Raw genomic sequence first — 26,859 nt, forward strand, 5'->3', positions numbered from 1 at the left:
CAGGGCGCATCATCAAATTCAGCGCTGATCCAGTGTGGGAGCGAGCCTGCTCGCGATGCAGGCGACGCGGTCTTTCAGGGAGGGGCGAGGCGATGCTATCGCGAGCAGGCTCGCTCCCACAGGGGGCTGGGGTTATTCGTACTGGCTGAGGAGCCGCTCCATCCGCGCATCCAGGCGGCGTTTGATTTCGGTTTCGATGTGCGGGGCGAAGTCGTCGATCACGTCTTGCATGATCAATTGCGCGGCGGCGCGCAGTTCGTCGTTCAGGTGCAGCATGACGTCGGCGCCTTGCTGGACAGAAGATGCCGGAGTCGCGACAGGCGCGGGCGTTGGCGCGGGAGTCGGTGGTTCGATGATTTCAGCCCGCGGTTTGCCGCCGACCTGATCGAACAACATTGGTATCTGGCCTTCATCACTGCCTTGCTCGACAGTGTCGGTCAGCAGGGGCGGTTGCAGGTTGTCATCGCCGAGCAACTGGCGGATCGACTCGAGGTCGTCCAGCAGGTGTGCGGACTTTTGCAGCGGGTTGGACGTGTCCATCATGTGCTCAGAGTCGCTGTAAACGGTGATCTTGCAGAGGATAGCCCTGTTCGCGGTAGAAACGGAAACTCTCCCGCGCGGCCTGACGAATAGTCGGGTCTTCAACCACCACTTCGGCCACACGGGCAAAGCGCTGGGCAAAAGACGGGACTTTGAGGTCAAGATTGACCAGCAAGTCCTGGTGTTGTCCTGGATCGTCTCCCAGGCCGAGCACAATCAAACCGTCCGGTTCGCTTTCGGCGGGGCCGTGAGGTACGAAGCTTTCACCTTTGAACGCCCACAGGCGCGCATCAAGATCATCACGCTGGGCAACATCGCTGCAATGCAGGTAGATGCGGTGGCCCATGCGCCAGGCTTTTTCGGTGAGCTTGCAGGCAAAATCCAGCCGCGCAGAAGGATCGGCGCTGGGCAGGATATAGAAATCGACTTTGGTCATTGCGGTTCCTGATGCCTGCGCGGCGTCATTCATCGACGACGCCGCGCAGGGGTTTCAGTTTCAGGCTTTGGCGCGGTCCAGCAGGTATTGGGTCAGCAGTGGAACCGGGCGGCCAGTGGCGCCCTTGTCCTTGCCGCCGCTGGTCCAGGCGGTACCGGCGATGTCCAGGTGCGCCCAGTTCAGGTTCTTGGTGAAGCGCGACAGGAAGCAGGCCGCAGTGATGGTGCCGGCTTTCGGGCCACCAATGTTGGCGATGTCGGCGAACGGGCTGTCCAGCTGTTCCTGATATTCATCGAACAGCGGCAGTTGCCAGGCGCGGTCGTCAGCCTGTTGGCCTGCGCTCAGCAGTTGGCCGATCAGCTCGTCGTTGTTGCCCAGCAGGCCCGAGGTATGGGAGCCGAGGGCGACGACGCAGGCACCGGTCAGGGTGGCGATGTCGATCACCGCTTGTGGCTTGAAGCGTTCGGAGTAGGTCAGTGCGTCGCACAGCACCAGACGGCCTTCGGCGTCGGTGTTGAGGATTTCCACGGTCTGGCCGCTCAGGGTCGTGACGATATCGCCAGGACGCGAAGCCTTGCCGCTCGGCATGTTCTCGGCACAGGCGAGGATGCACACCAGGTTGATCGGCAGTTTCAGTTCGAGCACGGCACGCAAGGTACCGAACACGCTGGCTGCGCCGCCCATGTCGTACTTCATCTCGTCCATGCCGGCGCCCGGCTTGAGGCTGATGCCGCCGGTGTCGAAGGTGATGCCCTTGCCGACCAGTGCGTACGGCTTCTCGGATTTCTTGCCGCCGTTGTATTGCATGACGATCAGGCGCGGTGGCTGGGCGCTGCCCTGGCCGACGGCGTAGAACGAACCCATGCCCAGATCCTTGATTTGCTTCTCATCAAAGATCTCGACTTTCAGGCCCTTGAATTCCTTGCCCAGGTTCTTCGCCTGCTCGGCGAGGAAGCTTGGGTGGCAGATGTTCGGTGGCAGGTTGCCCAGGTCGCGGGTGAAGGACATACCATTGGCGATCGCAGTGGCGTGAGTCACGGCGCGTTCGACTTCAGCCTGGGCGGCCTTGATGGTCAGCAAGGTGATTTTTTTCAGCGCGCGAGGGTCGGACTTCTGGCTCTTGAACTGCTCGAAGGTGTATTCGCCGTCCACCAGGGTTTCGGCCAGCAGGCGAGTCTTGCCGTAGCTGTCACGCCCTTTGACCACGATTTCGTCCAGCGCCAGCACGGCATCGGTGCCGCCCAGGCCTTTGAGGGTGTTCAGTACGCCAGCGATGATTTTGCGGAACGGGCGGTCGCCCAGTTCGGCGTCTTTGCCCACGCCAACCAGCAGCACGCGTTCGGCTTTGAGGTTTGGCAGGCTGTGCAGCAGCAGGCTTTGGCCAACCTTGCCGGCCAGGTCGCCACGCTTGAGAACAGCGCTGATCGCGCCGCCGCTGAGTTCGTCGAGCTGTTTGGCGACGTTGCCGAGTGTGCGGCCTTCGCCGACGGCGACCACCAGAGTGGCGGTTTTCAACGTTTCCGGGCTAACGCTTTTTACAACCAGTTCCATGTCCGGGTCCCTGAATAAATGGTCAAAGTGCAGCGTGGCACGCGGTACGCGCACACGTTTGCCTCTCTATATAGAAAGGCTGAAGAAAGACGCTGGTAGAGGCCAGCGACAAAGGCCGCAGTTTGAACCTCGCTCACTGCGCCTGACAACCCTTGTGCGGGTGATCTTTACGCCATTACGCGCCTGCTTGAGCGTGCGCAGTGACAGGCGCGGTCAATCACAGGATAATGCGCCATCTTTTTCGGCGGCTCAGCCCTGCGGGCCGCCCGATACGTTTGCTTGTTTGGCCGCCTTAGCCTGACAACCCTGGAGTGTCTGGTTTGATCGTCTTCCGTTATCTATCCCGCGAAGTCCTGTTGACCTTGAGCGCCGTCAGCGCCGTGCTGCTGGTCATCATCATGAGTGGGCGCTTCATCAAGTTCCTGGCCCAGGCCGCCTCGGGCGCCCTGGACCCAGGCTCGCTGTTCCTGATCATGGGTTTTCGTCTGCCGGGCTTCCTGCAACTGATTCTGCCTTTGGGGCTGTTTCTCGGGATCCTGCTGGCCTACGGTCGCCTTTACCTTGATAGCGAAATGACCGTGCTCTCGGCGACTGGCATGAGCCAGCAGCGTCTGCTGGGCATGACCCTGTTTCCGGCTGCGCTGGTTGCCGTGGTAGTGGCCTGGTTGAGCCTGAGCCTGGCACCGCAAGGCGCCAATCAGTTTCAGTTGCTGCTGAACAAGCAGGACGCGATGACCGAGTTCGACACGCTGGTGCCGGGCCGTTTTCAGGCCTTGCGCGACGGTTCGCGGGTGACGTACACCGAGCAGCTGTCCGATGACCGGATCAACCTGGGCGGCGTATTCATTTCGGAAAAGCGTCTTTCCGCCGACCAGAAGGATCGCGGTATTTCCGTGCTGGTGGCCGAAAAGGGCCGTCAGGAAATCAAGGAGGACGGCAACCGTTACCTGATTCTCGACAATGGCTACCGTTACGACGGTAATCCGGGGCTGGCCGACTACCGTGCCATCAAGTACGACACCTACGGTGTGCTGCTGCCCAAACCGGATGTCAGTGACGAAGTGACGGATCGCGATGCGATGCCGACCAGCACGCTGTTGAGCAAACCGGAAGATATGAGTGCACGCGCCGAGCTCGAGTGGCGTCTGTCGTTGCCGTTGCTGGTGTTCATCGTGACGCTGATGGCGGTGCCGCTGTCGCGGGTCAATCCGCGTCAGGGACGTTTCCTCAAGTTGCTGCCGGCGATTCTTCTTTATATGGCTTATCTGACAATCCTGATCGCCGCACGCGGCGCGCTGGATAAAGGCAAGATCCCCCCGGCGCTGGGCTTGTGGTGGGTTCACGCGATATTCCTGGCCATTGGCCTGGGACTGCTCTACTGGGAGCCGTTGCGATTGAAAATGGCGAGTCGCCGCAGTGCGCTGGAGGTGGCCCGTGGTTAAGCTCGATCGCTACATTGGTAGCAGTGTTTTCATGGCGATCCTGGCGGTACTGGGGATCATTCTGGGTCTGGCGACCTTGTTTGCCTTCATCGACGAGATGAGTGACGTCACTGATACCTACACCCTCACCGACGTATTGAGCTATGTGGCGCTGACAGCGCCGCGCCGGGTTTATGACATGCTGCCGATGGCGGCACTGATCGGCTGCCTGATCGGCCTGGGCAGTCTGGCCAGCAGCAGTGAGTTGACCATCATGCGCGCCGCTGGCGTGTCCATCGGTCGGATCGTCTGGGCGGTGATGAAGCCCATGCTGGTGCTGATGCTGGCAGGCGTGCTGGTCGGCGAGTACGTGGCGCCATCTGCGGAAAACATCGCCCAGGCCAATCGGTCCCTGGCCCAGGGCAGTGGTGATGCGCAGAGTGCCAAACACGGTATGTGGCACCGTCAGGGTGATGAGTTCATTCACATCAACTCGGTGCAGCCGGATGGCATTCTGTATGGCGTGACCCGCTATCGCTTTGACAACCAGCGCCACATGCTCACCTCGAGTTTCTCCAAGCGTGCGCAGTTCGAAACGGACCATTGGCAACTGAGCGACGTCACTACCACGGTGTTCCATGAGGGCAGCACCGAAGTGCTCACGACGCCGCAAGAGCGCTGGGAAGTACCGCTGAGCCCGCAACTGCTGAACACCGTGATCATGGCGCCGGAGTCGTTGTCGATCAGCGGTTTGTGGGGCTATATCCACTATCTGGCGGATCAGGGTCTTAACAATGGCCGTTACTGGCTGGCCTTTTGGGTCAAGGTGTTGCAGCCATTGGTCACCGTTGCGCTGGTGTTGATGGCGATCTCCTTTATCTTCGGCCCGCTGCGTTCGGTAACCCTGGGGCAGCGCGTGTTCACGGGGGTACTGGTCGGTTTCACCTTCCGTATCGCTCAGGATTTGCTTGGGCCTTCAAGCCTGGTCTTCGGCTTCTCGCCGTTGTTCGCGGTGCTGGTTCCGGCCGGTATCTGTGCGGTGGCCGGTCTCTGGTTGCTGCGTCGAGCGGGTTGATCGCAGGTATTTCCTGCCCTGACTGACACTCAAACGCCCCGTTCGCAAGAGCGGGGCGTTTTTGTATCCAATACCGTTGACCTGTGAACGTGACGCTTGCGTCGTGTATCAGGTACAATTCCCGGCTATTTTTCGGCGGGCTATGCCTGCAGCCTTTTTGAGTGTTGATCCGTGAGTGATTTGAGTCATATCCGCAATTTCTCCATCATCGCCCACATTGACCATGGCAAGTCGACGCTGGCCGATCGCTTCATCCAGATGTGTGGCGGCCTGGCCGAGCGCGAAATGGAAGCCCAGGTACTGGACTCCATGGACCTGGAACGTGAACGCGGGATCACCATCAAGGCCCACAGCGTCACCCTTTATTACATCGCCAAAGACGGCATCAAGTACCAACTGAACTTCATTGACACCCCGGGCCACGTCGACTTCACCTATGAAGTCAGCCGGTCGCTGGCGGCCTGTGAAGGTGCGTTGCTGGTGGTCGATGCCGGTCAGGGCGTTGAAGCGCAATCGGTTGCCAACTGCTACACGGCGATCGAGCAGGGCCTGGAAGTCATGCCGGTCCTGAACAAGATCGACCTGCCACAGGCCGATCCGGACCGCGTCAAAGAAGAAATCGAAAAAATCATCGGCATCGACGCCACTGATGCGGTCGAGTGCAGTGCCAAGACTGGCCTGGGCGTCGACGAGGTGCTCGAGCGTCTGGTCAAGACCATTCCTGCGCCAACCGGCAACATCGAAGATCCGCTGCAAGCGTTGATCATCGACTCCTGGTTCGACAACTACCTGGGCGTTGTTTCCCTGGTACGCGTGCGCCACGGTTGCGTGAAGAAGGGCGACAAAATTCTGGTCAAGTCCACCGGCAAGGTCCACCTCGTGGACAGCGTCGGTGTCTTCAACCCGAAACACACCGCCACCGTTGACCTTAAGGCCGGCGAAGTGGGCTTCATCATCGCCGGTATCAAGGACATTCACGGTGCACCGGTCGGTGACACCCTGACCTTGAGCTCCACCCCCGATGTTGACGTGCTGCCCGGCTTCAAACGCATTCAGCCGCAGGTTTACGCCGGCCTGTTTCCGGTCAGCTCCGACGATTTCGAAGATTTCCGTGAAGCCCTGCAAAAGCTCACGCTCAACGATTCGTCCCTGCAGTACACCCCGGAAAGCTCCGACGCCCTGGGCTTCGGCTTCCGTTGCGGGTTCCTCGGCATGCTGCACATGGAAATCATCCAGGAACGCCTCGAGCGTGAGTACGACCTGGACCTGATCACCACGGCGCCGACGGTTATTTTTGAGCTGTTGCTGAAAACCGGTGAAACGATTTACGTCGACAACCCGTCCAAGCTACCGGATCTGTCGTCCATTGAAGACATGCGCGAGCCAATCGTTCGGGCAAACATTCTTGTGCCGCAAGAGCACCTGGGCAACGTCATTACCCTGTGCATCGAGAAGCGTGGCATTCAGCACGACATGCTGTTCCTCGGTAGCCAGGTCCAGGTGACCTACGATTTGCCGATGAACGAAGTGGTCCTGGACTTCTTCGATCGTCTGAAATCCACCAGTCGCGGCTATGCTTCGCTGGATTACCATTTCGATCGTTATCAATCAGCTAATCTGGTGAAACTGGATGTGCTGATCAACGGTGACAAGGTCGACGCCCTGGCGCTGATCGTGCACAAGGATAACGCGCACTACAAAGGTCGCCAGTTGACCGAGAAGATGAAAGAACTGATTCCGCGCCAGATGTTCGACGTCGCGATCCAGGCCGCCATTGGCGGGCAGATCATTGCGCGAACCTCCGTCAAGGCACTCAGAAAGAACGTATTGGCCAAATGCTACGGCGGTGACGTTAGTCGTAAGCGCAAGCTGTTGGAAAAGCAGAAGGCCGGTAAAAAACGCATGAAGCAGGTCGGTAACGTGGAAATTCCACAAGAAGCCTTCCTTGCTGTGCTCAGGTTGGATAGTTAGGTCCTATGTCACTAAATTTCCCGCTGTTGTTGGTCATCGCCGTCTTCGTTTGCGGTCTGTTGGGGTTGCTCGATCTGATTATTCTGGCGCCGCGTCGGCGTGCCGCCATTAGCTCTTATCAGGGCAGCGTTGGCGAGCCGGATAGGGGGGTGGTCGAGAAACTGAACAAAGAACCGATGCTGGTTGAATACGGCAAATCGTTCTTTCCGGTGCTGTTCATCGTGCTGGTGTTGCGTTCGTTCCTGGTGGAGCCGTTCCAGATTCCATCGGGTTCGATGAAACCGACCCTGGACGTTGGCGACTTCATTCTGGTGAACAAGTTTTCATACGGGATCCGTCTGCCGGTGCTCGATTCGAAAGTCATCGAGGTGGGTGATCCGCAGCGCGGCGATGTGATGGTGTTCCGCTACCCAAGCGACCCGAACGTCAACTACATCAAGCGTGTAGTGGGGCTGCCGGGCGACAAGATTCGTTACACCGCCGACAAGCGTCTGTTCGTCAACGGTGAGTCGATCGCTGAACTGCTGGTCGGCTCCGAGCCGGGCACGTTGGGCAGTGCCGAGCTCTACAAGGAAAAACTCGGCGTAGCCGAGCACCTGATCCGCAAGGAAATGAGCCGCTACCGCGCAACGCCGGACCGTCAGTGGACCGTGCCTGCCGGGCACTACTTCATGATGGGCGACAACCGTGACAACTCCAACGACAGTCGCTACTGGGATGATCCAAGTATTCCCAAGGATCTGCTGGGCATGGTTCCCGACAAGAATATCGTCGGCAAGGCCTTCGCAGTCTGGATGAGCTGGCCGGAACCGAAACTCAGTCACCTGCCGAACTTCTCGCGGGTTGGCCTGATCAAGTAATCACACGCGGCGCTGTTGAACACAGCGCCGAATGCATTTCTGGAGCCTGTAGAAGGTCGCCGAAAAGCATGAAGCCAACGATATTCAGGATGTAATTTTTGAACACAGCGTTAATTGTCAAAGAACCTAGCAGCGTCGCTGTGATGGATGTCGACCACGAACTCAGCGTGGGTCAACCGTGAGCGTCTCTTTAAGCCGTCTCGAGCGTCAGCTCGGTTATACCTTCAAGGACCAGGAACTGATGGTTCTGGCCCTGACACACCGCAGCTTTGCCGGGCGCAACAACGAACGCCTGGAATTTCTCGGTGATGCCATTCTCAACTTCGTCGCCGGTGAAGCGCTGTTCGACCGCTTTCCGCTGGCCCGCGAAGGCCAGTTGTCGCGTTTGCGCGCACGCTTGGTCAAAGGAGAGACGCTGGCAGTACTGGCCCGTGGTTTCGATCTGGGCGAATACCTGCGCCTGGGCTCCGGTGAGCTGAAGAGCGGTGGTTTTCGCCGTGAATCGATCCTCGCCGATGCCCTCGAAGCGCTGATCGGTGCGATCTACCTGGATGCCGGCATGGACATGGCGCGCGAACGCGTGCTGGCCTGGCTGACGTCCGAGTTCGACAGCCTGACGCTGGTCGACACCAACAAAGATCCAAAGACCCGTCTGCAAGAGTTCTTGCAGTCGCGTGCCTGTGAGCTGCCGCGTTACGAAGTGGTGGATATCCAGGGTGAGCCGCATTGCCGGACGTTCTTCGTCGAATGCGAAATCACCTTACTGAACGAAAAAAGCCGAGGTCAGGGTGTGAGTCGTCGTATTGCCGAACAGGTAGCGGCCGCCGCAGCACTGATAGCCCTGGGCGTGGAGAATGGCCATGACTGATTCAACTGCAACTCGCTGTGGCTATGTCGCCATCGTCGGCCGCCCGAACGTGGGCAAATCCACGCTGCTGAACCACATCCTGGGTCAGAAGCTGGCAATCACCTCGCGCAAACCGCAAACCACTCGTCACAACATGCTCGGGATCAAGACCGAAGGCTCCGTGCAGGCGGTCTACGTCGACACCCCCGGCATGCACAAAGGTGGCGAGAAAGCCCTGAACCGCTACATGAACAAGACCGCTTCGGCGGCGTTGAAAGACGTCGACGTGGTGATCTTCGTGGTTGACCGCACCAAGTGGACCGAAGAAGACCAGATGGTCCTCGAGCGCGTTCAGTACGTGACCGGTCCCCTGATCGTGGCCCTGAACAAGACCGACCGCATCGAAGACAAAGCCGAGCTGATGCCGCACCTGAGCTGGTTGCAGGAACAGCTGCCGAACGCGCAGATCATTCCGATTTCAGCGCAGCACGGGCACAACCTCGATGCGCTGGAGCGGGTGATCGCCGGTCACCTGCCGGAAAACGATCACTTCTTCCCGGAAGACCAGATCACCGACCGCAGCAGCCGTTTCCTCGCCGCCGAACTGGTACGCGAGAAAATCATGCGCCAGATGGGCGCCGAGCTGCCGTACCAGATCACCGTGGAAATCGAAGAGTTCAAGCAACAGGGGAAAACCCTGCACATCCACGCGTTGATCCTCGTCGAACGTGACGGTCAGAAGAAAATCATCATTGGCGACAAGGGCGAGCGGATCAAACGCATCGGCACCGAAGCGCGCAAGGACATGGAGCTGCTGTTCGACTCCAAGATCATGCTCAACCTGTGGGTCAAAGTGAAAGGCGGCTGGTCCGACGATGAACGCGCCTTGCGTTCGCTGGGTTACGGCGACCTGTAATCGCTTCACCTGGATACACAAAGATCCAACTGTGGGAGCGAGCTTGCTCGCGATGAGGGCCTGATATTCAACATTGATGTTGACTGACAGACCGCTATCGCGAGCAAGCTCGCTCCCACAGTGGTTTGGGGCTGTTAATAAAACCGCGCTCCCTCATTGAGAACTCCGATCCCCATGTCCCAATCGCCACCAACCGGCCAACCCGCCTACGTGCTCCATAGCCGCGCCTACCGCGAAAACAGCGCGTTGGTGGATTTCCTCACGCCGCAAGGTCGGCTGCGGGCGGTGTTGCGCAGTGCGCGGGGCAAGGCCGGGACGCTGGCGCGGCCATTCGTGCCGCTGGAAGTCGAGTTTCGTGGTCGGGGCGAATTGAAGAACGTCGGACGCATGGAAAGCGCCGGCGTCTCCACCTGGCTCAATGGCGAAGCGCTGTTCAGTGGTCTCTACCTCAATGAGCTGCTGATCCGCCTGCTGCCGTCCGAAGATCCTCATCCCGCGGTATTCGATCACTACGCCGCGACCGTGCTGGCCCTCGCCGAAGGGCGTCCGCTGGAACCCTTGCTGCGTTCGTTCGAGTGGCGGTTGCTGGATGATTTGGGCTACGGCTTTGCGCTGAACGCGGATATCCATGGCGAACCTATCGCGCCCGACGGCCTGTACCGCTTGCAGGTCGATGCGGGTCTGGAACGGGTCTACCTGTTGCAACCCGGTCTGTTCAATGGCACCGAACTGCTGGCCATGGCTGATGCTGACTGGAGCGCGCCGGGTGCCTTGTCTGCCGCCAAACGCTTGATGCGTCAGGCGTTGGCCATTCATCTGGGCGGTCGCCCTCTTGTGAGTCGCGAGTTGTTTCGAAAGCCGTAAGCCCGACGTGTATGCTGTGCACCGAACTTTCTCTTCTTCTGGAGCGCTTCCGTGACCACCAGCAATCGCATTCTTCTTGGCGTGAACATCGACCACGTTGCCACCCTGCGTCAGGCCCGGGGGACTCGTTACCCTGATCCCGTGAAGGCAGCGCTGGACGCGGAAGAGGCGGGCGCTGATGGCATCACTGTGCACCTGCGTGAAGACCGTCGGCACATTCAGGAGCGTGATGTGTTGTTGCTCAAGGACGTGCTGCAAACCCGCATGAACTTCGAGATGGGCGTGACCGAGGAAATGATGGCGTTCGCCGAGCGCATCCGTCCGGCGCACATTTGCCTGGTCCCGGAAACCCGTCAGGAACTGACCACCGAAGGCGGTCTGGATGTGGCGGGGCAGGAAGCGCGGATCAAGGCGGCGGTGGATCGTCTGGCGAAAATCGGCTGCGAAGTGTCGCTGTTCATCGACGCCGACGAGCGCCAGATCGAAGCGTCGAAACGCGTTGGCGCACCGGCCATCGAATTGCACACCGGCCGTTACGCGGACGCCGAGACGCCGACTTCGGTTGCTGAAGAACTGAAACGTGTGGCGGATGGCGTGGCGTTTGGCCTGACTCAAGGCCTGATCGTCAACGCCGGTCACGGTTTGCACTACCACAACGTCGAAGCGGTTGCGGCGATCAAAGGCATCAACGAACTGAACATCGGCCACGCGCTGGTGGCGCATGCATTGTTCGTCGGGTTCAAGTCGGCTGTTTCGGAGATGAAAGCGCTGATTCTGGCGGCTGCCAAGGCTTAAGCGCAGAACACAAAGTCCATGTGGGAGCGAGCTTGCTCGCGATAGCAGTCATGCAGTCAACATCTTCGTTGAATGTTAAGACGCCATCGCGAGCAAGCTCGCTCCCACATTTGATTGGGGGGGATTAAAGCGGTGGGTTTTCTTCAGGCGGCTTGGTCTTGTCGATGCCCGGCACATGCAGGTTGCCTTGGGCAACCTGGTCGCCCTCAAGCTGCGGCTGCGTGACCCACGTCAGGATGTCATAGTAACGTCGGATGTTCGCCACAAAATGCACCGGCTCGCCGCCACGGGCGTAGCCATAGCGAGTCTTGCTGTACCACTGTTTCTGTGACAGGCGCGGCAGGATCTTTTTTACGTCCAGCCACTTGTCCGGATTCAGCCCTTCCTTGGCCGCGAGTTTGCGTGCGTCATCCAGGTGACCGCTGCCGACGTTGTAGGCCGCCAGCGCAAACCATGTGCGATCCGGCTCCTGGATCGAGTCGTCCAGTTGATCCTTCATGTAAGCCAGGTATTTCGCGCCGCCCATGATGCTTTGCTTGGCGTCCAGGCGATTGGATACGCCCATGGCCTGCGCGGTGTTCTGGGTCAGCATCATCAGGCCGCGAACACCGGTTTTCGAGGTGACCGCTGGTTGCCACAGCGATTCCTGATAACCGATCGCCGCGAGCAGCCGCCAGTCGACTTTCTCTTCCTTGGCCGAAGACTTGAAGTGTTTCTCGTACTTGGGCAGCCGTTGCTGCAAGTGCTGGGCGAAGGTGTAGGCGCCCATGTAACCGAGCACATCGACGTGCCCGTAATAGCGGTCCTTCAGGCGTTGCAGGGTGCCGTTCTTCTGCGCCTTGTCGAGGAAGTCGTTGATCTCGTTGAGCAGACTGTTGTCATCGCCGGCGGCGACCGCCCAGCTCTGGTTGCTGGCATCGCCCAGGTCGAAGGCGACCCGCGCGTTAGGGAAGTACACCTGGTTCATTGCGACTTCGTTGGAGTCGACCAGTGTCAGATCGATCTGACCTTCATCAACCATGCGCAGCAGGTCAACGACCTCAACCGCGTCGGATTCTTCGTATTCAATGCCGGGGTATTTCTGTTTCAGCGCGGCCAGTTGATCGGCGTGGGTGCTGCCCTTGAGCACCATGATTGTCTTGCCGACCAGATCGGCTGCCGAGGTCGGCCGCGATTGACCGTTGCGGTAAATGATCTGCGGGGTGACTTCCAGATACGAGTGGGAAAACCGGACTTGCTGTTTGCGTTTGTCGCTGCTGACCAGACCGGCAGCAGCCAGCACCGGGCCGCCAGGTTTGCCTAACTGACCGAACAGGTCGTCAAGGTTATCCGCGGTTTCGATCTTGAGTGTCACCCCCAGATCGTCGGCGAAGCGCTTCACCAGCTCGTATTCGAAGCCGGTTTCACCGTTGCGATCCTGAAAGTAGGTGGCGGGGCTGTTACGGGTAACCACCCGCAGCACACCATCCTCCTTTACGCGCTCCAGTGTGTTGGGTTTATCAACACAGCCACTGAGCATCAGGAAGAGTCCGGTTGCGATGAGCCATTTGGCGAATCGCGGACGCAAAGCCGTTGGGGAAAACATCTGCGCAGTATACGCAAAGGACCACGGCCGCCATATCTCGACAGCAAGAGGGTTGTCTGCTAGCCATTGGCAAACCCGGCGCAAGCCCTCAAGAACAGGCGCTAACACCTGAATGTGAGCACTGAAAAAACCCCCTGCATGTCGCTTGATGAGCATGGGTTACGGGCTCCAAACCCCGGACCGACGTTCGGACAATACCGGGTGTAGCGTTTCGGGTGCTGTCGCGGGCGGTTTAGGCTAGAATGCACGGCCTCAAAGCACACCCCTTCCCGAGGCTGTCCCGAAGATGTTGATCCTGCGCGGCGCTCCTGCCCTTTCTGCCTTTCGCCACAGCAAACTCCTTGAGCAACTGAGCCAGAAGGTCCCGGCTGTCAGCGGCTTGTATGCTGAATTCGCTCACTTCGCCGAAGTTACCGGCGTCCTGACCGGCGACGAACAGCAGGTGCTTGCGCGCCTTCTGAAGTACGGTCCTAGCGTTCCGGTTCAAGAGCCGACCGGCCGTCTGTTCCTGGTGTTGCCGCGTTTCGGCACCATCTCGCCATGGTCGAGCAAGGCCAGCGACATCGCCCGCAACTGTGGCCTGGCGAAAATCCAGCGCCTGGAGCGCGGCATCGCTTTCTACGTCGCCGGTGAATTTACCGACGCCCAGGCACAGCTTATTGCTGATGCGCTGCACGACCGCATGACCCAGATCGTGCTGGAAAACCTCGAACAGGCCTCGGGTCTGTTCAGTCACTCCGAACCGAAGCCGCTGACGGCGATCGACGTTCTGGGTGGCGGTCGCGCCGCACTCGAAACCGCTAACGTCGAGTTGGGCCTGGCCCTGGCGGAAGACGAGATCGACTACCTGGTCAACGCCTTCATCGGCTTGAAGCGCAACCCGCACGACATCGAACTGATGATGTTCGCCCAGGCGAACTCCGAGCATTGCCGTCACAAAATCTTCAATGCCAGTTGGGACATTGACGGCCAGAGCCAGGAAAAAAGCCTGTTCGGCATGATCAAGAACACCTACGTGATGCACAGCGAAGGCGTTCTGTCGGCTTACAAGGACAACGCCTCGGTGATCGTCGGCAACGTCGCCGGCCGTTTCTTCCCGGACCCTGAAACCCGCCAGTACGGCGCGGTGCAGGAGCCGGTGCACATCCTGATGAAAGTCGAGACCCACAACCACCCAACCGCGATTGCCCCGTTCCCGGGTGCATCCACCGGTTCCGGTGGTGAGATCCGCGACGAAGGCGCCACCGGTCGCGGCGCCAAGCCGAAGGCTGGCCTGACCGGTTTCACCGTGTCCAACCTGCAAATCCCGGGCTTCGAACAGCCGTGGGAAGTGCCGTACGGCAAGCCTGAGCGCATCGTTACCGCGCTGGACATCATGATCGAAGGCCCATTGGGCGGCGCGGCATTCAACAACGAATTCGGCCGTCCGGCACTGACCGGTTACTTCCGTACCTTCGAGCAATCCATCACCACCCCGCGTGGCGATGAAGTGCGCGGTTACCACAAGCCAATCATGTTGGCCGGCGGCATGGGTAACATCCGTGCCGAACACGTACAGAAAGGCGAAATTCTCGTTGGCTCCAAGCTGATCGTACTCGGCGGCCCGGCGATGCTGATCGGTCTGGGCGGCGGCGCGGCTTCCTCCATGGCCACCGGCACCAGCTCGGCGGACCTGGACTTCGCTTCGGTACAACGCGAAAACCCGGAAATGGAACGCCGTTGCCAGGAAGTCATCGACCGTTGCTGGCAGTTGGGTGAACACAACCCGATCAGCTTCATCCACGACGTCGGCGCGGGCGGTCTGTCCAACGCCTTCCCTGAACTGGTCAACGATGGCGACCGTGGCGGCCGCTTCGAACTGCGCAACATTCCAAACGACGAGCCGGGCATGGCCCCGCACGAAATCTGGAGTAACGAATCCCAGGAACGCTACGTTCTGGCGGTCGGTCCGGCCGACTTCGAACGCTTCAAGGCGATCTGCGAACGCGAGCGTTGCCCGTTTGCGGTCGTTGGCGAAGCCACTGCCGAGCCGCAACTGACCGTCACCGACAGTCACTTCGGTAACAGTCCGGTCGACATGCCGCTCGAAGTGCTGCTGGGCAAAGCCCCGCGCATGCACCGTTCGGCCGTTCGTGAAACCGAGCTGGGCGATGATTTCGATCCGTCCACGCTGGCCATCGCCGACTGCGTCGAGCGCGTTCTGCATCACCCGGCCGTGGCCAGCAAAAGCTTCCTGATCACCATCGGTGACCGCACCATCACCGGCCTCGTGGCCCGTGATCAGATGGTTGGCCCGTGGCAGGTTCCAGTCGCTGACGTTGCCGTCACCGCCACCAGCTTCGACGTCTACACCGGTGAAGCCATGGCGATGGGCGAGCGTACTCCGCTGGCCCTGCTGGACGCTCCGGCGTCGGGCCGCATGGCCATCGGCGAAACCCTGACCAACATCGCCGCCTCGCGCATCGCGAAGATATCCGACATCAAACTGTCGGCGAACTGGATGTCGGCTGCCGGTCACCCGGGCGAAGACGCGCGTCTGTACGACACCGTCAAAGCGGTCGGCATGGAACTGTGCCCAGAGCTGGGCATCACCATTCCGGTGGGCAAGGACTCGATGTCCATGGCCACGCGCTGGAATGACGAAGGCGTCGACAAGAGCGTGACCTCGCCGCTGTCGTTGATCGTCACCGGTTTCGCGCCAGTGACTGACATCCGTCAGACCCTGACCCCGCAGCTGCGCATGGACAAGGGCACCACTGACCTGATCCTGATCGACCTGGGACGTGGCCAGAACCGCATGGGCGCTTCGATCCTCGCTCAGGTTCACGGCAAGCTCGGCAAGCAGGCACCGGACGTCGATGACGCCGAAGACCTGAAAGCCTTCTTCGCCGTGATCCAGGGCCTCAACGCCGACGGTCACCTGCTGGCTTACCATGACCGTTCCGACGGTGGTCTGCTGACCAGCGCGGTGGAAATGGCCTTCGCCGGCCACTGCGGTCTGAGCCTGAACCTCGACGGTCTGGCTGAAACCTCGGCTGATATCGCGGCGATCCTGTTCAACGAAGAACTGGGTGCGGTGATTCAGGTTCGCCAGGACTCGACGCCGGACATCCTCGCGCAGTTCAGCGCGGCGGGCCTGGGCGATTGCGTGTCGGTGATCGGTCAGCCGATGAACCACGGCGAGATCAGCATCACCTTCAACGGCGAAACCGTGTTCGAAGGTCAGCGTCGTCTGTTGCAACGTCAGTGGGCTGAAACCAGCTACCAGATCCAGCGTCTGCGTGACAACGCCGACTGCGCCGACCAAGAGTTCGGCGTGCTGCTGGAAGAAGACAACCCGGGCCTGAGCGTCAAGCTGAGCTACGACGTCAACCAGGACGTCGCTGCGCCTTACATCAAGAAAGGCATTCGCCCACAGGTTGCCGTACTGCGTGAGCAGGGCGTCAACGGTCAGGTGGAAATGGCCGCAGCGTTCGACCGTGCCGGCTTCAACGCGATCGACGTGCACATGAGCGACATTCTGGCCGGCCGTGTCGACCTGAACGAGTTCAAAGGTCTGGTGGCGTGCGGTGGTTTCTCCTACGGTGACGTGCTCGGTGCCGGTGAAGGCTGGGCGAAATCGGCGCTGTTCAACAGCCGTGCTCGTGATGCGTTCCAGGGCTTCTTCGAGCGTACCGACAGCTTCACCCTCGGCGTGTGCAACGGTTGCCAGATGATGTCCAACCTGCACGAGCTGATTCCGGGCAGCGAGCTCTGGCCGCACTTCGTGCGTAACCGTTCCGAGCAGTTCGAAGCGCGCGTGGCGATGGTTCAGGTTCAGGAATCGAACTCGATTTTCCTGCAGGGTATGGCCGGTTCGCGTATGCCAATCGCCATTGCTCACGGTGAAGGTCATGCCGAGTTCGCCAGCGAAGAAGCGTTGCTGCAAGCGGATCTGTCGGGTTGCGTGGCGATGCGTTTCGTCGACAACCATGGCAAGGTCACTGAAAGCTACCCGGCCAACCCGAACGGCTCGCCGCGTGGGATCACCGGTTTGACCAGTCGTGACGGTCGCGTGACCATCATGATGCCGCACCCGGAGCGGGTGTTCCGCGCGGTGCAGAACTCGTGGCGTTCGGAAGACTGGAACGAAGACGCTCCTTGGATGCGTATGTTCCGTAACGCTCGTGTGTGGGTGAACTAAGCGCTGTGTATAAGCTCAGCTTTTTTGTTCCTCAGAGCCATGTTGAGGTGGTCAAGAGTGCTGTGTTCGCTGCGGGTGGTGGGCGGATCGGTGCTTATGATCACTGTTCCTGGCAGGTGCTTGGGTTGGGTCAGTTTCGTCCGTTGGATGGCAGTCAACCATTTATCGGGCAGGCGGGTCAGGTCGAGCAGGTGGAGGAGTGGAAGGTTGAGCTGGTGGTCAGCGATGAATTGATTGGTGCTGTGGTGGAGGCTCTGAAGCAGAGTCATCCCTATGAGACGCCGGCTTATGAGGTGTGGCGGTTGGAAGATTTCTGATCTTCCTTCGCATTGATAAGAAACCCGCTGAAGTGTTTTCAGCGGGTTTTTTATTGCCCGGGATTTACTTGAAGTACTTGTTCCACTGTGGGAGCGAGCTTGCTCGCGATGGCGGCCTGACAGTCGACCCAACTTTTGCAGATGTACATCAATCAAAACTGTGGGAGCGAGCAGGCTCGCTCCCACAGGTTTTGGTCCTCTCGCCGCAGGTCAAATCAGGGGCGAATTTCGATCATCGTGCCGTCCGGCACCAGGCCCCAGACTTCACGCATGTCGACGTTGCGCATGGCAATGCAGCCATCGGTCCAGTCCAGGGTGTGGAACAGCTGTTCAGGGTTTTCTTCAGTGTCGGGGGTGCCGTGAATCATGATCATGCCACCGGGTTCCACGCCTTCGCGGCGCGAGCGGGCGGAGTCGCTGATGTTTGGGTAGGAAATGTGCATGGCCAGGTTGAAGCGGTCGCTGACCTTGCGCCAGTCCAGCCAATACAAGCCTTCTGGCGTTCGTCTATCACCCTCCATCAACTTCGCACCTTTGGGATTTCTGCCCAGTGAAATGCGATAGGTCCGCAGTGGTTTGCCGTCGTTGATCAGTTGCAACTGATGGGCGGATTTGAGCACCAGGACTTTTTCGATGATTTTACCGTCCAGGGTTTCCGTGGTGGCAGCCTGGGAAACCATGACGAACGATAGGCAGAAGAGGGCAAGCAACCAGCGCATTAAAACGATATCCCTGAGAGTACGGTGTACTTATAGTTTAAGTGATCGCAGGCTGAGCAAGCGGAGGAATGGATTCGGAGCGTACAGGGAAATTTTCTACCCGGCGGTCTGCATAGAAACATTCTAGGGTACGGCCGACCGTGCGGAAAGCCAGCTCCGACCACGGGATGTCGGCTTCTTCGAAAAGCTTCACTTCCAGGCTTTCTTCGCCCGCGGCAAAGTCCAGGTCCACCAGCTCGGCACGAAAGAAAATGTGCACCTGGCTGATGTGTGGCACGTCGATCAGCGTATAGATGTTCAGGTGGCGCACCCGTGCACACGCTTCTTCGGCGGTTTCACGAATCGCCGCCTGTTCGACGGTTTCACCGTTTTCCATGAAACCGGCCGGCAAGGTCCAGTAACCGCGGCGCGGCTCGATGGCGCGCCGGCACAACAGTACCTGAGTACCCCAGGTTGGCAGGCAACCGGCGACAATATTCGGGTTCTGGTAATGGATGGTGTGGCACTTGTCGCAGACATACCGCAGGCGCGAATCGCCTTCGGGAATGCGTTGGGTGACCGGGTTGCCGCACTGGCTGCAGAATTTCATGCTGGGATTCCGAAAATGCTGCGCCTATCTTGGCGTGCGGCGGTGTCTGTCGGCAAGTTGTCGTTTAGCGACATGCCACGGTTCAGGGGTTGGGCGGTCGATGTGTTTGGTGCATGATGCAAGACAGTGAACAAGTCGAGATCACTCATGCTGGACGAGCTACTGCACCGGGTAAGCAACCACACGCCGCGTACGCTGGAAACCGACCGACGTTTCCCGGAGGCCGCGGTCCTGGTGCCTATCACCCGCAGTGACGAGCCAGAACTGGTCCTGACCCTGCGCGCCAGCGGGCTCTCGACCCATGGCGGTGAAGTGGCCTTCCCCGGCGGGCGACGTGATCCAGAGGATCCGGACCTGATTTTCACCGCGTTGCGCGAAGCCGAAGAAGAAATCGGCCTGCCACCGGGTTTGGTGGAAGTCATCGGCCCGCTGAGCCCGTTGATTTCCCTGCATGGGATCAAGGTCACACCTTATGTCGGGGTGATTCCGGACTTCGTCGAGTACCGGGCCAACGACGCTGAAATTGCCGCGGTGTTCAGCGTGCCGCTGGAGTTTTTCCGCAAAGACCCGCGTGAACACACGCACCGCATCGATTATCAGGGCCGCAGTTGGTATGTGCCGAGCTACCGTTTCGGCGAATACAAAATCTGGGGCCTGACCGCGATCATGATCGTCGAACTGGTTAACCTGCTCTATGACGCAGAAATCAGCCTGCATCAGCCCCCGAAAAGCTTTATCAATATTTAAAGTCATCGCGCATCTGGCGTGAACCCGTTGTTGCCAGTGAAAGCCTGCCTGAGCCTTGAGGATAAAACGATGAAATACCGCCTGGGCGACGCCCGTGTCGAAACCCACCCGCAGAGCTGGGTTGCACCCAACGCCGTGCTGGTGGGCAGGGTCAAACTGGAGGAGGGCGCCAACGTCTGGTTCAACGCGGTATTGCGCGGTGACAACGAGCTAATCCTGATCGGCAAGAACAGTAATGTGCAGGATGGCACGGTGATGCACACCGACATGGGCTACCCGCTGACCATCGGCACCGGCGTGACCATCGGCCATAACGCCATGCTGCACGGTTGTACGGTGGGCGATTACAGCCTGATCGGCATCAACGCGGTGATCCTCAACGGCGCGAAAATCGGCAAGAACTGCATTATCGGCGCCAATTCGCTGATCGGCGAAGGCAAGGAAATCCCTGACGGTTCGCTGGTCATGGGCTCTCCGGGCAAAGTCGTGCGTGAACTGACCGAGCCGCAGAAGAAAATGCTCGAAGCCAGCGCCGCCCACTATGTGCATAACTCGCAGCGCTATGCCCGCGATCTGGTCGAGCAGGAAGAATGAGCGCCACCGAAAAACCCGTACCCTCGCCGTGCGTGAGCATCTGTGCGCTGGATGAGGACGATATTTGCATCGGCTGCCAACGCACGGTGGATGAGATTACTCGCTGGAGCCGAATGGACAATGACGAACGCCGCAAGGTATTGGGGTTGTGTCATGAACGGGCCAAATCCAGTGGACTGCTGTGGATGCTGGGCAAAACGCCCAACCCGTAGCAGCAAGCTGAGCCAAACCCTCAGGTTCATGTAAAATGCCGCGCTTTCTCCCTATGGGAAGCTTGCTTCCCTCGATGATCCGCTCCTTTGAGGACCTGAGATGACCCGTATCGGAACTCCATTGTCGCCAACCGCGACCCGCGTTTTACTGTGTGGCTGTGGTGAGTTGGGCAAGGAAGTGGTGATCGAGCTGCAACGCCTGGGCGTTGAAGTGATTGCCGTGGATCGTTACGCCAACGCGCCGGCGATGCAGGTGGCACATCGCAGCCACGTGATCAACATGCTCGACGGCGCTGCCTTGCGTGCGGTGATCGAAGCCGAGAAGCCGCACTTCATCGTGCCGGAAATCGAAGCCATCGCCACTGCCACGCTGGTCGAGCTGGAAGCCGAAGGCTTCACCGTGATCCCGACCGCGCGCGCCGCGCAGCTGACCATGAACCGTGAAGGCATCCGTCGTCTGGCCGCTGAAGAGCTGGACCTGCCGACCTCGCCGTATCACTTCGCCGACACCTTCGAAGATTACCGCAAGGCGGTCGACGACCTGGGCTTCCCGTGTGTGGTCAAGCCAGTCATGAGCTCCTCGGGCAAAGGCCAGAGCCTGCTGCGCAGCGTCGAAGACGTGCAGAAAGCCTGGGAGTACGCGCAGGAAGGCGGTCGTGCCGGTAAAGGCCGGGTGATCATTGAAGGCTTCATCGACTTCGACTACGAAATCACCTTGCTCACCGTTCGTCACATCGGCGGCACCACGTTCTGTGCGCCAGTCGGTCATCGTCAGGAGAAGGGCGACTACCAGGAATCCTGGCAGCCACAAGCGATGAGCCCGGTCGCGCTGGCGGAATCCGAGCGCGTGGCCAAAGCCGTGACCGAAGCCTTGGGTGGCCGCGGTCTGTTCGGCGTTGAGCTGTTCATCAAGGGCGATCAGGTGTGGTTCAGCGAAGTCTCGCCGCGCCCGCATGACACCGGTCTGGTGACCCTGATTTCTCAGGACCTGTCGCAGTTCGCCTTGCATGCACGGGCAATTCTCGGCTTGCCGATCCCGCTGATCCGTCAGTTCGGCCCATCGGCGTCGGCCGTGATTCTGGTGGAGGGGCAGTCGACCCAGACCGCTTTTGCCAATTTGGGTGCAGCATTGGCCGAGCCGGATACGGCGCTGCGTCTGTTCGGCAAGCCGGAAGTCAATGGTCAGCGCCGTATGGGCGTTGCCTTGGCTCGTGACGAGTCGATCGAAGCGGCTCGCGCCAAAGCGACCCGTGCTTCGCAAGCAGTCGTTGTAGAGCTGTAACCGAGTCGCTGCTATCGCGAGCAAGCTCGCTCCCACATTGGATTTGGGTGTACACAAAATCTGTGACCAACCGAGAATCCTGTGGGAGCGAGCTTGCTCGCGATGCATTTGCTTTAAGAGACCTGATTCAGGTCGTTATTCCTTGTCTCTTCCAGGCACAGCACAGCTATCAAGCTGATCACCGCTGCCGCTGACACATACCCGCCGACCCAACTCAAACCGCCCATCGCCACTAGCTTCTGCGCGAAGAACGGTGCCGCCGAAGCGCCAACAATGCCGCCCAGGTTGTAGGCTGCCGACGCGCCGGTATAACGCACGCGGGTGGGGAACAGCTCTGGCAGCAGCGCACCCATCGGTGCGAACGTCACGCCCATCAAAAACAGCTCGATGCACAGGAACAGCGCCACGCCCCAGGTTGTGCCGTGGGTCAGCAGCGGTTCCATGGTGAAGCCCGAGAGAATCGCCAGCACGCCACCGATGATCAGCACCGGTTTACGCCCGAAACGGTCACTGGCCCAGGCCGATAGCGGCGTGGCAGCGGCCATGAACAACACAGCGAAGCACAGCAGGCCGAGGAAGGTTTCGCGGCTGTAACCCAGGGTCGAAACACCGTAACTCAGGGAAAACACCGTCGAGATATAAAACAGCGCGTAGCAGACCACCATCGCCGCCGCACCCAATAGCATCGGTGCCCAGTATTGGCTGAACAGCTCGACCAGCGGGATTTTCACCCGTTCCTGGCGTGCTATCGCGTTGGCGAAGACCGGGGTTTCGTGCAGTTTCAAGCGCACATACAGACCGACCATCACCAGCGCGGCGCTGAGCAGGAACGGAATCCGCCAGCCCCAGGCGCGGAACTGCTCGTCGTTGAGGGTCATGGCCAGGGTCAGAAACAGACCGTTAGCCGCGAGAAAGCCGATCGAAGGGCCGAGTTGCGGGAACATGCCGAACCAGGCGCGTTTGCCCTTTGGCGCGTTTTCGGTGGCGAGCAAGGCCGCGCCGCCCCATTCGCCACCCAGTCCAAGGCCTTGGCCGAAGCGCAACACACAGAGCAGGATCGGTGCCCAGGCGCCAATGCTCTCGTAACCCGGCAGTATGCCGATTAACGTGGTGCAGACGCCCATCAGCAGCAAGGACGCGACCAGGGTCGATTTACGCCCGATGCGGTCACCGAAGTGGCCGAACAGTGCCGAACCTATGGGGCGGGCGAGGAAGGCGATACCGAAGGTCAGGAACGCCGAAAGCATCTGGGCGGTGCCGGAGGTCTGTGGAAAGAACACCGGGCCGATCACCAGTGCGGCGGCCGTGGCGTAGACGTAGAAGTCGTAGAACTCGATGGCGGTGCCGATGAAACTGGCCGTCGCAACCCGCGTGGCGGAATTCGTCGGTTGGGCAGGCGCAGCATCGCTGTAAATCGTGCTGGTCGTCATGCGGTAATCCCTGACAGTCATGTGCTCCGGTGGAGCGAATTATTATGGTCGAACACCCAGGGATGTGGGTTTACAGCGGCCTCGCCGCCGAACGCAGGCTTGTGGCCTCGCCGGCTGCTACGTGCCAGATCAACACCCGGCTGACACGGTTGTCTTCGGTTTCGAGGATTTCCAGGCGATAACGCCCGATTTTCAGGCACACCGCACTCTCGGGGATGGTTTCCAGCGCCTCGGTCACCAGCCCGTTGAGGGTTTTCGGGCCGTCGCTCGGCAGGTGCCAGCCCAGGCTTTTGTTCAGCTCGCGAATGGAAGCCGCACCCTCGATCACCAACCGGCCGTCGGCCTGCGGGTGAATGTGCGGGTTGTCGAGGCTGTGCTGGCTTTCGAATTCGCCGACGATTTCTTCGAGAATGTCTTCCAGCGTAACGATGCCCTCTACTTCACCGTATTCGTCGACCACCATCCCCAGGCGGCGCTGCTGTTTGTGGAAGTTCAGCAGCTGCAGCTGCAGCGGGGTGCTTTCCGGGACGAAGTAAGGTTCGTGGCACGCGCCCAGCAAGGCTTCTTTGGTCAGGCTGGCGTCGGGCAGCAAATGGCGGATCTGCCGGGTATTGAGTACCGCTTCGACCTGGTTGATATCACTGTGAAACACCGGCAGGCGCGTGCGTTTGTTGGCGCGCAGCTGTTCGATGATGTCCTCGATCGAATCGTCCAGATTGATCCCGTCGACCTCGCTGCGCGGCACCAGAATGTCGTTGACGGTGATGTTGTCCAGCGCATGAATGCCTGACAGCGCGTGCGGGCGGCAGGCCGCGTGTTCGTGTTCGGTGTCGTTGTTCTGTGGGGCAGTCGGCTCGTCTTCGCTTTGCTGGACGACCTTGACCTTGCGTGCGAAGGGTTTGAGCAGCAATTGGCTGAAGCTGCTGAGCAGCCACGCGGCCGGGTAAATAATTTTCAGCGGCACCCCGAGCAGCGTGTTGCCCAGCGTCAGGATAGCGTCCGGGTAACGGCTGGCGAGGGTGCGTGGCAGGTAGTCGGCAAATACCAGTAGCGCAGCGGTGGCGCTCAGGCAGGCGAGCCATGGGCCTTTTTCAGCCCAGCCGAAAATCGCCAGCAGCGTACTGATGACCACCACCAGCGCGCGGCACAGGGTATTGCAGAAGATCAGGCTGTTGAGCGGGAAGCCGAGTTTCGCGACGGGTTTGTCGCGAGAACGCGAGGCTGTGCGCTGGGCCAACAGATGTTGTTGTGCGGCTTCGATGGCAGTGAACAGCCCTGACCATAAGATCAGTAGGGCCAGCACGGCGAGCAGCGGCCCTATGGGCAAGTTATCCATTACGAATGCCCGTCAGATGTGCAGAATGAATTCGCGGACCAGCTTGCTGCCGAAATAGGCCAGCATCAGCAGGCAGAAACCGCCGAGGGTCCAGCGAATGGCCTTGTGGCCGCGCCAGCCCAGACGATTGCGCCCCCACAGCAAGACACTGAAGACGATCCAGGCCAGGCACGCCAGCAGGGTTTTGTGCACCAGATGCTGGGCGAACAGGTTTTCGACGAACAGCCAGCCGGAGATCAGCGACAGCGACAGCAGGGCCCAGCCGGCCCAGAGGAAGCTGAACAGCAGGCTTTCCATGGTTTGCAGTGGCGGGAAGTTCTTGATCAGGCCGGACGGGTGCTTGTGCTTGAGCTGGTGATCCTGGACCAACAGCAGCAAGGCCTGGAACACCGCGATGGTGAACATGCCGTAGGCGAGGATCGACAGCAGGATGTGCGCAAGAATCCCGGGCTCTTCGTCGATCACCTGCACGGTGCCCGAGGGCGCGAACTGCGCCAGCAGCACCGTGGCCATCCCCAGCGGGAACAGCAACACCAGCAGGTTTTCCACCGGGATCCGTGAGCAGGCCAGCAGCGTCAGTGCGATGACGGCAGCGGCGATCAGGCTGGCGGCACTGAAAAAGTCCAGACCCAGGCCAATCGGCGTCATCAGGTGGGTGAAGAGGCTCGCGCTGTGGGCCAGCACGGCAAGGATGCCGAGCGAGACCAGCAGGCGTTTGTTCGCCTTGGCGCTTTGGGCCAGACGAGTGCCTTGATAGAGAGTCGCAGCGGCGTACAAGCAGGCGGCGGCGAGGGTGCTGAGCAAACTGGGTGACAAAGGGAGCATAAATCCTGTTAGGCAAGCCCGAAAGAGGCTGAGTTTGGCATACAACCGACATCACACGAAAGACCACTCAACCAGACGGCGGGTGTGCGCCAGGCGCAGTCTTCGCTATAATCCGCGACCTGCCCACGCCGCAGGCTCGCCGAGCACATGTTTTTCACGGTCTGGGCCGCCATTACCTCGGTCTCCATAGGGCCTGAAAGGATCGCGCATGTTTGAAAACTTAACCGACCGTCTCTCGCAGACGCTGCGCCATGTCACCGGCAAGGCCAAGCTGACCGAGGACAATATCAAAGACACCCTGCGTGAAGTGCGCATGGCGTTGCTCGAAGCCGACGTCGCCTTGCCGGTGGTCAAAGACTTCGTCAATTCGGTCAAGGAGCGCGCTGTCGGCACCGAGGTGTCGCGCAGCCTGACGCCGGGCCAGGCCTTCGTGAAGATTGTCCAGGCCGAACTCGAAAGCCTGATGGGCGCGGCCAACGAAGATTTGAACCTGAACGCCGTGCCGCCGGCCGTCATTTTGATGGCCGGTCTGCAAGGTGCCGGTAAAACCACCACCGCTGGCAAACTGGCGCGCTTCCTTAAAGAGCGCAAGAAGAAGTCGGTGATGGTGGTATCGGCGGACGTCTACCGTCCGGCCGCGATCAAGCAGCTGGAAACCCTGGCCAACGACATCGGCGTGACGTTCTTCCCGTCCGACCTGAGCCAGAAGCCGGTCGACATCGCCGAAGCGGCGATTAAAGAAGCCAGACTGAAATTCATCGACGTGGTCATCGTCGATACCGCCGGTCGTCTGCACATCGACGAAGCGATGATGGGCGAGATCAAGGCCCTGCACGCAGCGATCAAGCCGGTCGAGACGCTGTTTGTGGTCGATGCCATGACCGGCCAGGATGCCGCCAACACGGCCAAGGCCTTTGGCGATGCGCTGCCGCTGACCGGTGTGATCCTGACCAAGGTCGACGGTGACGCTCGTGGCGGTGCCGCGCTGTCGGTGCGTGCGATCACTGGCAAGCCGATCAAGTTCATCGGTATGGGCGAGAAGACCGACGCCCTCGAGCCGTTCCACCCGGAGCGGATCGCCTCGCGCATCCTCGGCATGGGCGACGTGCTCAGCCTGATCGAACAGGCTGAGGCGACCCTCGACAAGGACAAGGCCGACAAGCTGGCGAAAAAGCTGAAGAAAGGCAAAGGCTTCGACCTCGAAGACTTCCGCGATCAGCTGCAACAAATGAAAAACATGGGCGGCCTCGGCGGACTCATGGACAAACTGCCGAACATCGGTGGGGTGAATCTGGCGCAAATGGGCAATGCCCAGGGTGCGGCAGAGAAGCAATTCAAACAGATGGAAGCCATCATCAATTCCATGACCCCGGCCGAGCGCCGCGACCCTGAGCTGATCAGCGGTTCGCGCAAACGTCGGATCGCCATGGGTTCCGGCACCCAGGTGCAGGACATCGGTCGCTTGATCAAGCAACACAAGCAGATGCAGAAGATGATGAAGAAATTCTCCGCCAAAGGCGGAATGGCCAAAATGATGCGCGGCATGGGCGGTATGTTGCCCGGCGGCGGCATGCCGAAAATGTAAAAGATTCGCGCCGGCAGTCATGTCGGCGCGGCCCCACACGGACGTGGGACCCAACAGCAAGCCCGCATTGGCGGGAGCTGACTCGCCGTTGTTCGCAACGGCTCTATAGCAAATCTGGATGGCACACTGACAGGTGCCGGAAAAAGACATTTGCAAAAGTCCGGATATTCCTTAGAATA

24 protein-coding genes are annotated in these 26,859 nt (G+C 59.9%); 15 read left to right on the top strand and 9 right to left on the bottom strand.

Going from position 1 to position 26,859, the window contains the following annotated elements:
* Positions 1-132: 132 nt before the first annotated feature.
* Genes AC1RPZ_RS09200 through AC1RPZ_RS09210 form a run of 3 tightly spaced genes read right to left on the bottom strand, consistent with a single transcriptional unit; the run spans position 133 to position 2,527 of the window.
* Complete coding sequence (locus AC1RPZ_RS09200; protein WP_493136741.1) at positions 133-540, bottom strand: DNA polymerase III subunit chi; 408 nt, start codon at positions 538-540, stop codon at positions 133-135.
* 7 nt (positions 541-547) lie between these two features.
* Complete coding sequence (locus tag AC1RPZ_RS09205) at positions 548-976, bottom strand: DNA polymerase III subunit chi (protein WP_493136742.1); 429 nt, start codon at positions 974-976, stop codon at positions 548-550.
* A gap of 60 nt (positions 977-1,036) precedes the next feature.
* Positions 1,037-2,527, bottom strand: coding sequence for a leucyl aminopeptidase (locus AC1RPZ_RS09210; protein ID WP_493136743.1), 1,491 nt, complete (start codon positions 2,525-2,527; stop codon positions 1,037-1,039).
* Positions 2,528-2,847: 320 nt separating this feature from the next.
* On the opposite strand from AC1RPZ_RS09210, the gene lptF reads away from it, so the two are divergent.
* The 8 genes from lptF to pdxJ all read left to right on the top strand — a co-directional run bounded on the left by lptF (position 2,848) and on the right by pdxJ (position 11,276).
* A complete protein-coding gene (gene lptF / locus AC1RPZ_RS09215) occupies positions 2,848-3,969 on the top strand; it encodes an LPS export ABC transporter permease LptF (RefSeq protein WP_493136744.1) in 1,122 nt (373 codons plus the stop codon).
* Complete coding sequence (gene lptG, locus AC1RPZ_RS09220) at positions 3,962-5,023, top strand: LPS export ABC transporter permease LptG (RefSeq protein WP_493136745.1); 1,062 nt, start codon at positions 3,962-3,964, stop codon at positions 5,021-5,023. Before lptF ends, lptG begins: the two co-directional genes overlap by 8 nt.
* Positions 5,024-5,194: 171 nt before the next feature.
* Positions 5,195-6,994, top strand: coding sequence for a translation elongation factor 4 (lepA, locus tag AC1RPZ_RS09225; protein WP_493136746.1), 1,800 nt, complete (start codon positions 5,195-5,197; stop codon positions 6,992-6,994).
* A 5-nt stretch (positions 6,995-6,999) separates the two neighbouring features.
* A complete protein-coding gene (gene lepB, locus AC1RPZ_RS09230) occupies positions 7,000-7,854 on the top strand; it encodes a signal peptidase I (RefSeq protein ID WP_493136747.1) in 855 nt (284 codons plus the stop codon).
* Between the two features lie 178 nt (positions 7,855-8,032).
* Positions 8,033-8,722 carry a ribonuclease III gene (rnc, locus tag AC1RPZ_RS09235; protein WP_019691997.1) on the top strand — a complete coding sequence of 230 codons (690 nt, stop codon included), beginning with the start codon at positions 8,033-8,035 and terminating at the stop codon, positions 8,720-8,722.
* The gene (era, locus tag AC1RPZ_RS09240) at positions 8,715-9,617 is read left to right on the top strand and encodes a GTPase Era (protein ID WP_493136748.1); all 903 of its coding nucleotides are present in this window, start codon (positions 8,715-8,717) and stop codon (positions 9,615-9,617) included. Before rnc ends, era begins: the two co-directional genes overlap by 8 nt.
* Positions 9,618-9,791: 174 nt before the next feature.
* Positions 9,792-10,481: a DNA repair protein RecO gene (gene recO / locus AC1RPZ_RS09245; protein WP_493136749.1), complete on the top strand. Its 690-nt coding sequence runs from the start codon at positions 9,792-9,794 to the stop codon at positions 10,479-10,481.
* Positions 10,482-10,532: 51 nt separating this feature from the next.
* Positions 10,533-11,276, top strand: a complete 744-nt coding sequence (pdxJ, locus tag AC1RPZ_RS09250; RefSeq protein ID WP_401118196.1) for a pyridoxine 5'-phosphate synthase — start codon at positions 10,533-10,535, stop codon at positions 11,274-11,276.
* Positions 11,277-11,400: 124 nt separating this feature from the next.
* On the opposite strand, the gene mltF is transcribed toward pdxJ, so the two are convergent.
* A complete protein-coding gene (gene mltF / locus AC1RPZ_RS09255; protein WP_493136750.1) occupies positions 11,401-12,861 on the bottom strand; it encodes a membrane-bound lytic murein transglycosylase MltF in 1,461 nt (486 codons plus the stop codon).
* A gap of 286 nt (positions 12,862-13,147) precedes the next feature.
* On the opposite strand from mltF, the gene purL reads away from it, so the two are divergent.
* Entirely contained in the window at positions 13,148-17,044 is a 3,897-nt protein-coding gene (purL, locus tag AC1RPZ_RS09260) for a phosphoribosylformylglycinamidine synthase (RefSeq protein ID WP_493136751.1), read from the top strand.
* Positions 17,045-17,049: 5 nt separating this feature from the next.
* On the top strand, positions 17,050-17,361 hold the full coding sequence (locus AC1RPZ_RS09265; RefSeq protein WP_493136752.1) for an NGG1p interacting factor NIF3: 312 nt from the start codon (positions 17,050-17,052) through the stop codon (positions 17,359-17,361).
* Positions 17,362-17,576: 215 nt separating this feature from the next.
* On the opposite strand, the gene AC1RPZ_RS09270 is transcribed toward AC1RPZ_RS09265, so the two are convergent.
* A complete protein-coding gene (locus tag AC1RPZ_RS09270) occupies positions 17,577-18,080 on the bottom strand; it encodes a L,D-transpeptidase family protein (protein WP_493136753.1) in 504 nt (167 codons plus the stop codon).
* Between the two features lie 37 nt (positions 18,081-18,117).
* A complete protein-coding gene (locus tag AC1RPZ_RS09275) occupies positions 18,118-18,669 on the bottom strand; it encodes an NUDIX hydrolase (RefSeq protein WP_493136754.1) in 552 nt (183 codons plus the stop codon).
* Positions 18,670-18,816: 147 nt separating this feature from the next.
* On the opposite strand from AC1RPZ_RS09275, the gene AC1RPZ_RS09280 reads away from it, so the two are divergent.
* The 4 genes from AC1RPZ_RS09280 (at position 18,817) to purT (ending at position 21,504) form a co-directional block, all read left to right on the top strand.
* Entirely contained in the window at positions 18,817-19,416 is a 600-nt protein-coding gene (locus tag AC1RPZ_RS09280; RefSeq protein ID WP_493136755.1) for a CoA pyrophosphatase, read from the top strand.
* Positions 19,417-19,485: 69 nt separating this feature from the next.
* Entirely contained in the window at positions 19,486-20,010 is a 525-nt protein-coding gene (locus tag AC1RPZ_RS09285) for a gamma carbonic anhydrase family protein (RefSeq protein WP_401118174.1), read from the top strand.
* Positions 20,007-20,222, top strand: coding sequence for a DUF1289 domain-containing protein (locus tag AC1RPZ_RS09290; protein ID WP_493136756.1), 216 nt, complete (start codon positions 20,007-20,009; stop codon positions 20,220-20,222). Before AC1RPZ_RS09285 ends, AC1RPZ_RS09290 begins: the two co-directional genes overlap by 4 nt.
* Before the next feature lie 100 nt (positions 20,223-20,322).
* Positions 20,323-21,504 carry a formate-dependent phosphoribosylglycinamide formyltransferase gene (gene purT / locus AC1RPZ_RS09295; protein ID WP_493136757.1) on the top strand — a complete coding sequence of 394 codons (1,182 nt, stop codon included), beginning with the start codon at positions 20,323-20,325 and terminating at the stop codon, positions 21,502-21,504.
* A gap of 113 nt (positions 21,505-21,617) precedes the next feature.
* Here purT and AC1RPZ_RS09300 read toward each other — a convergent pair whose 3' ends face one another.
* From AC1RPZ_RS09300 to AC1RPZ_RS09310, 3 genes are all read right to left on the bottom strand, one after another.
* Positions 21,618-22,934 (bottom strand): MFS transporter, encoded by a 1,317-nt coding sequence (locus AC1RPZ_RS09300; protein WP_493136758.1) that lies wholly within the window; start codon positions 22,932-22,934, stop codon positions 21,618-21,620.
* A 70-nt stretch (positions 22,935-23,004) separates the two neighbouring features.
* Positions 23,005-24,270 carry a transporter associated domain-containing protein gene (locus tag AC1RPZ_RS09305; protein ID WP_493136759.1) on the bottom strand — a complete coding sequence of 422 codons (1,266 nt, stop codon included), beginning with the start codon at positions 24,268-24,270 and terminating at the stop codon, positions 23,005-23,007.
* A gap of 12 nt (positions 24,271-24,282) precedes the next feature.
* Positions 24,283-25,095, bottom strand: coding sequence for a cytochrome C assembly family protein (locus tag AC1RPZ_RS09310; RefSeq protein ID WP_493136760.1), 813 nt, complete (start codon positions 25,093-25,095; stop codon positions 24,283-24,285).
* Between the two features lie 208 nt (positions 25,096-25,303).
* On the opposite strand from AC1RPZ_RS09310, the gene ffh reads away from it, so the two are divergent.
* On the top strand, positions 25,304-26,680 hold the full coding sequence (gene ffh / locus AC1RPZ_RS09315) for a signal recognition particle protein (RefSeq protein ID WP_493136761.1): 1,377 nt from the start codon (positions 25,304-25,306) through the stop codon (positions 26,678-26,680).
* Positions 26,681-26,859: the final 179 nt, after the last annotated feature.

Source organism: Pseudomonas sp. GW822-FHT02D10, from assembly GCF_058802345.1.